General features: G+C 72.6%; 4 protein-coding genes and 1 pseudogene. All 5 read left to right on the top strand.

The features are described from left to right. Nucleotides 1-806: proton-conducting transporter membrane subunit (locus tag AB0H87_RS37055; protein WP_360156875.1), on the top strand; the 806-nt coding region annotated here is incomplete at its 5' end. After that, nucleotides 803-2323 carry an NADH-quinone oxidoreductase subunit M gene (locus AB0H87_RS37050; protein WP_360156872.1) on the top strand — a complete coding sequence of 507 codons (1521 nt, stop codon included), beginning with the start codon at nt 803-805 and terminating at the stop codon, nt 2321-2323. The genes AB0H87_RS37055 and AB0H87_RS37050, both read left to right, overlap by 4 nt. Then, entirely contained in the window at nt 2320-3807 is a 1488-nt protein-coding gene (locus AB0H87_RS37045; protein WP_360156869.1) for a proton-conducting transporter membrane subunit, read from the top strand. The genes AB0H87_RS37050 and AB0H87_RS37045 overlap by 4 nt, the downstream gene beginning before the upstream one ends. Nucleotides 3808-4315: 508 nt before the next feature. Continuing rightward, complete coding sequence (gene htpX / locus AB0H87_RS37040; RefSeq protein WP_360156866.1) at nt 4316-5203, top strand: zinc metalloprotease HtpX; 888 nt, start codon at nt 4316-4318, stop codon at nt 5201-5203. Between the two features lie 87 nt (nt 5204-5290). Further along, a pseudogene (locus AB0H87_RS37035) lies at nt 5291-5688 on the top strand (MFS transporter); the annotation flags it as partial.

Raw genomic sequence — 5688 nt, 5'->3', positions numbered from 1 at the left:
GCAACTCGATGTCTGCGATGGGCGGGCTGCGCAGGCGCATGCCGGGCACGTTCTGGTCCATGACGATCGGGCTCGGCGCGCTGATCGGGCTGCCGCCGCTGGCCGGCTTCTGGAGCAAGGACGCGGTGCTGCACGCGGCCTCGTCGGCCGACGCGGGCTGGCTGCCGGGCCTCGTCTACGGCGTGGGCCTGGCCGGCGTGCTGGTCACGGCCTGGTACGCGGGCCGCCTGTGGCTGCGCACGTTCTTCGGCGCGCCCCGGTCGCCCGGTGCCGAGTCGGCGCACGAGCCGCCCTGGCCGATGGCCGTCCCGGTGCTGGTGCTGGCCGTCCCGAGCGCGCTGCTCGGGCTGCTGGCGTTCGTCGACGGCTTCGGCGCGCGGCTGACCCCGTTCGTGGTCGACCTGCCGGAGGTCGAGTTGGCCCACCTCGGCGCGGAGACCGCGGCGCCGATGGCCGCCCTCGTGGTCGGCGTGGTGCTGGTCTGGGCGCTGTGGCGGCGGGACCCGGCCCGCGACCCGGCCCGGTTCCTCGGCCCGGCGCGGTCCACCTTCGACAACGCCTTCTGGCTCGACGCCGTGCAGGACCGGCTCGTGGTCCGTCCGGTGGTGGCCCTGGCCCGGGGCGTCGCCGTGACCGACCAGCGCGTGGTCGACGGCGCGGTCGAGGGCGCCGGCCAGAGCACGACGGACGCCGGCAACCAGCTCGCGGCCTGGCACCGGGCGGGACTCCCGCGCGCGGCGACCGCGTTGCTCGCCGGCGTGCTGCTGCTCGGGATCGCGGCCGCGCTCTACGGGAGTGCGACATGAACGAGGCGTTGCTGGTCGCGGTGCTCGCCCTGCCCGCCGCGGGCGCCGCCGTCGCCTTCCTGCTTCCCGACCGGGCCGGGCGGGTGGCCGCCACCGGGTTCGCGCTGCTGGCGTTCGTCGCCAGCCTGCTGCTCGGAACGGCCCACCCCGCGGGCTGGTTCTCCTACGCTCCGGCGGGCTCGGGTGCCCCGCCGATCGTCCCGTGGACCTCTGTCGACACGTCCTGGGTGCCGGCCCTCGACCTGCGCCTGCACTTCGGAGTCGACGGCGTCTCGTACCCCCTGGTGGTCCTGACCACGCTGTTGACCCTGCTCTGCTGCCTCTACACGCTGTGGCACGTGCCGGCGGGCGGCCGCGGCTCGACGTTGACCGCGTTGCTGCTGGTGGTCGAGGTCGGGATGCTCGGCACGTTCCTGGCCCTCGACCTCGTGCTGTTCTTCGTGTTCTTCGAGGTCGTGCTCCTGCCGATGTACGCGATCATCGCCGGCTGGGGCGGCGACCGGCGCCGGCACGCGGCCCGCAAGTTCGCGCTCTACACGCTGTTCGGCTCGGTGCTCCTGCTGGTCGGCGTGTTCACGGTCGTCGCGGCCGCCGGCACGGCCGACCTGGTGACCCTCACCTCCGAGGTCACCTTGACCAGGACGACCCAGCTCGCCGCGTTCACGCTGCTGGCGATCGCGTTCGCGGTGAAGAGTCCCTTGTGGCCGCTGCACACCTGGCTGCCCGACGCGCACACCCAGGCCCCGACGGTGGGCAGCGTGCTGCTGGCCGGCGTGCTGCTGAAGATGGGCACCTACGGGCTGATCCGGGTGGCGGTCGGCGTCGCACCCGAGGGCGCCCGCTGGGCGTCGCCGCTGCTCGGGACGCTGGCCGTGGCGGCGATCCTGGTCGGTTGCCTCGTCTGCCTGGCACAGACCGAGCTCAAGCGGCTGATCGCCTATTCGAGTGTCGGGCACATGGGCTTCGTGCTGCTCGGCGTCGCAACGCTGACCGCCACCGGCATCCAGGCCGCACTGATCGGCAACGTCGCGCACGGCATCATCACCGGCCTGCTGTTCTTCCTCGCCGGCGCGGTCAAGGACCGCTTCCACACGGGTGACCTGGCGGTGCTCGGCGGCCTGCGGGAGCGGGCGCCGTGGCTGTCGGGGCTGCTGGCGTTCGCGGCGATCGCCTCGCTGGGCCTGCCGGGCCTGGCCGGCTTCTGGGGTGAGGCGTTCGCGGTGGTCGCCGCGTTCGAGCGGGGCGGCGGCGGCTGGGTGACGCTCGGCGTGCTGGCCGCGATCGGCGGCGCGCTGACCGCGGCGTACTTCCTGCGCATGCTCCGCAAGGTGACCCACGGCACGGCGTCGCCGGCGGTCTCGGTCCCGCCGCTGCCCGCGATCCGGATCAGCGGCCCGGAGTTGGCCGCCTGGTCGCCGCTGGTGGTGCTGGCCCTGCTGGTCGGCCTGGTCCCCGCGCTGGTCCTCGGCCTGTCCGAAGCACCGGTGCGGTCCCTGATCGAGGCGGTGACCCGGTGACACAGGCGGTCGACCATGTCGCGCTGCTGCCGGGCTACCTGGCGGCGGGCACGGCGGTGCTGGTGCTGCTGGCCGACCTGTTCGTGGCGCGGCGGGTGGTCACGCTCGCGGTCGCGGCCGGCGGTGCGGCGGCGACCGCGGCGGTCGCGATCGTCGTCGGTGCCGGCTCGGACCGGTCCACGTTCTGCGTCGCGGACGCCTGCTCGTACCTCGCCAACGACCGGTCCGCCCTGGTCGCGGCCGTGTTCGGGTTCCTGACCCTCGGCGTGCTCGGCCTCTCGGCGCCGCTGCTGCGGGCCGGCGTCGCGCCGCCGGGGGAATACTGCTTCCTCCTCGCGTGCTCGATGACCGGCGGCGTCGTGCTGGGCGCGGCGGGCGATCTGGTCACCCTGATCGTCGCGCTCGAGACCTTGACCCTTCCGTTGTACGTCCTGGTCGGCATGCGCCGGCAGACCATGGAGAGCGCCGCGGCCGCGGTCACGTTCTTCGTCGTCAGCGTGGTGGCCACGGCGGTGTCCCTGCTCGGCGCGGCCCTGCTCTACGCGGTGACAGGCCGCCTGCACCTGACCGCGCTGGGTCCGGCGTTGACCGGCGACGTGTCGCTGGCGGGTGGCTCGCCGGTGCGGGCGCTCGACCTGCCACTGACCTCGGTCGGCATCGCCCTGCTCGTGCTCGGCCTGGCGTTCAAGGTGGCGGCCGTGCCGTTCCACGCGTGGGCGCCGCCGACCTACGACGGCGCACCACTGCCGGTAGCCGCCTACCTGTCGACGGCGTCGAAGCTCGGCGGCGTGGTGGCGATCCTCGCGGTGGTCACGGTGGCGCTGCCACCCTCGGTGACGGGCCCGCTGTTGGCGGCGCTCGCGGTGCTGACGATGACGGTCGGCAACCTGGTGGCGCTGCGACAGATCCGGATGACGCGACTGCTGGCCTGGTCGTCGGTGGCGCAGGCGGGCTACATCCTGGCGCCCCTGGGCGCGCTGGCCATCGCCGACGGCCGCACCGGGGAGGCATTCTCGACGGCGGTGACGGCAGCCGTCGCCTACACGGTCTTCTTCGTCGTCCTCGAGATCGGCGCGTTCGCGGCCGTGGTGGCATTGCGGGAGCCGTCCGCCGACGGCGGCCGCATCGACTCGTACCGCGGCGCCGCGCGCCGCCATCGCTGGGTCGGCGCGGCGCTGGCGCTCGCACTGATCGGCCTGGCCGGCCTGCCGCCGGGCCTGGCCGGCCTGTTCGCCAAGGTCGCGGTGGTGCGCTCGCTGCTCACCGGCTCATCGGGCTGGCTCGCGGTGGTGGTCGCCCTGAACGCGGTGGTGGGCCTGGCGTACTACGTGCGGGTCGCGGCTCTGCTCTACGCGCCGGACCCGCTGGACCGCCCGGCCCGCGCCGTCCCGTGGCCGGTTGCCGGCGTGCTGCTGCTGGCAACCGGGTTCGCGCTGGCCGTCGGCTTCGCGCCACAACTGGTACTGGACTGGGCAGCAGGCTGACCACACCCCGGACCAGCGTTTGCTCTGCTTCCGTATGCGCATCGGTGGGTTCGGGCCTGGGGGCGGGGTTTGCTCTGCTTCCGTATGCGCATCGGTGGGTTCGGGCGCCTGCGGGGCCGGGTTTGCTCTGCTTCCGTATGCGCATCGGTGGCGTGGGCGCCTGCGGGGCCGGGTTTGCTCTGCTTCCGTATGCGCATCGGTGGGTTCGGCGCCTGCGGGGCGGCGTTAGCTCTGCTTCCATATGCGCATCGGAGCTGCGGCGGCACCGCCTGCGTTGGTCTTGTTCCGGGACCAGCGGCGGACCTGGCAGCGGAGCGGTGTCCGGCGGGAGCGACGGTCCGGGCCCCGACGGGCCCGGGCAAGATTCTTTTGGACTTTTCATGCCTTGTGTCTGGTTCTGGCGTTCGCGTTCAGCGAATTCACAGCAGTTGCGGGCATGGTCGATAGTCAAGGGGGCGTTGAACTGGTCAGCGGGTTCACCCCACCCGCGTTCTGAAGGAGGGACGCGTTGCACAGGCATTACAACGGCCTCAAGACGGCCGCTCTACTTGGCCTGCTCACAGCGCTCATTCTCGGCATCGGCTTCGCGGTCGCCGGCACGTCCGGCCTGATCATCGCGCTGATCATTTCGCTGCTGATGAACGGTGCCAGCTACTTCTGGTCCGACAAGATCGCGTTGCGGTCGATGCGGGCCCGGCCGGTCACCGAGGCCGAGTTCCCCGCGCTCTACCAGATGGTGCGGGAGCTCGCCGCCGACGCCCGGCAGCCCATGCCCCGGCTCTATGTGAGCCCCACGATGCAGCCCAACGCGTTCGCCACGGGTCGTAGCCCGCAGCACGCCGCGGTTGCCGTCACCACCGGGATCACCCAGATCCTCGACTACCGCGAGCTGCGGGCCGTGATCGGCCACGAGCTGTCGCACGTCTACAACCGCGACATCCTGATCTCCAGCGTGGCGGCGGCGATCAGCGGCATGATCACGTTCCTCGCCTACCTGGCGTGGTTCCTGCCGATCGGTGGCGGTGACGACGACGACGCGCCGAACCCGGCGGTGTTCCTCGCGATGCTGATCCTCGGCCCGTTCGCGGCGTCGATCATCCAGCTCGCGATCAGCCGCAACCGGGAGTACCAGGCCGACGCCTCCGGTGCCGCGCTCAGCCGCGACCCGCTGGCCCTGGCCAGCGCGCTTCGCAAGATCGAGTCTGGCGCGCGACAGCTCCCGCTGCCGGCCGACAACCAGTTCACCAGGACCGCGCACCTGATGATCGCCAACCCGCTGAGCGGTGCGGGCGTCGCGAAGCTGTTCTCCACCCACCCGCCGATGGCCGACCGGATCCGCCGGCTGGAGGAGATGGCCCGCAACCCGCGCGAGGTCGGGCCGGTGCAGTTCCAGTAACCCGCGTCACCCCGTAAACAGTTAGGCCGGAAGACCAGTCGACCGTTAGGTTCGGCTGGTCTTCCGGTCGTTACAGGGGTGGTCGCCGTGACAGCGCTTCGGCAGTACCTGGTGGTCTGGCGGGTCCCGGGCGCGCCGGCGCTGTTCGTCTTCGGCATCATCGGCCGGCTCGGGATCGGCATGACCCCGCTCGCCCTGCTGCTCGTCGTGCAGGGCGTGACCGGCCAGTTCGCGCCGGCCGGCATCGCGGGCGGCATCTACGCCGTCTCGGGCGCCGTGATCAGCCCGCTCGCGGGCCGGATCGCCGACCGGATCGGCCCGACCCCTGTCCTGCTGGTCACCGGCGTGGCCCACCCGCTCGCGCTGCTCCTGCTGGTCCTTCTGCACAACCACGGCCTCGCCGTGATCTACGCGGCGACCGCGGTGGCCGGCGCTACCTATCCGCCGCTGACCGCCGCGATCCGCGGCGCCTGGAACGACGTGAC

Origin of the sequence: Asanoa sp. NPDC050611 (assembly GCF_040654855.1) — a bacterium.
Lineage (GTDB): Bacteria > Actinomycetota > Actinomycetes > Mycobacteriales > Micromonosporaceae > Asanoa.
This window is presented reverse-complemented; position numbering and strand designations above follow the sequence as displayed.

Coding starts and splice junctions, on each gene's coding strand:
- AB0H87_RS37050 (WP_360156872.1), top strand. CDS start 803: ATGAACGAGGCGTTGCTGGTCGCGGTGCTCGCCCTGCCCGCCGCGGGC.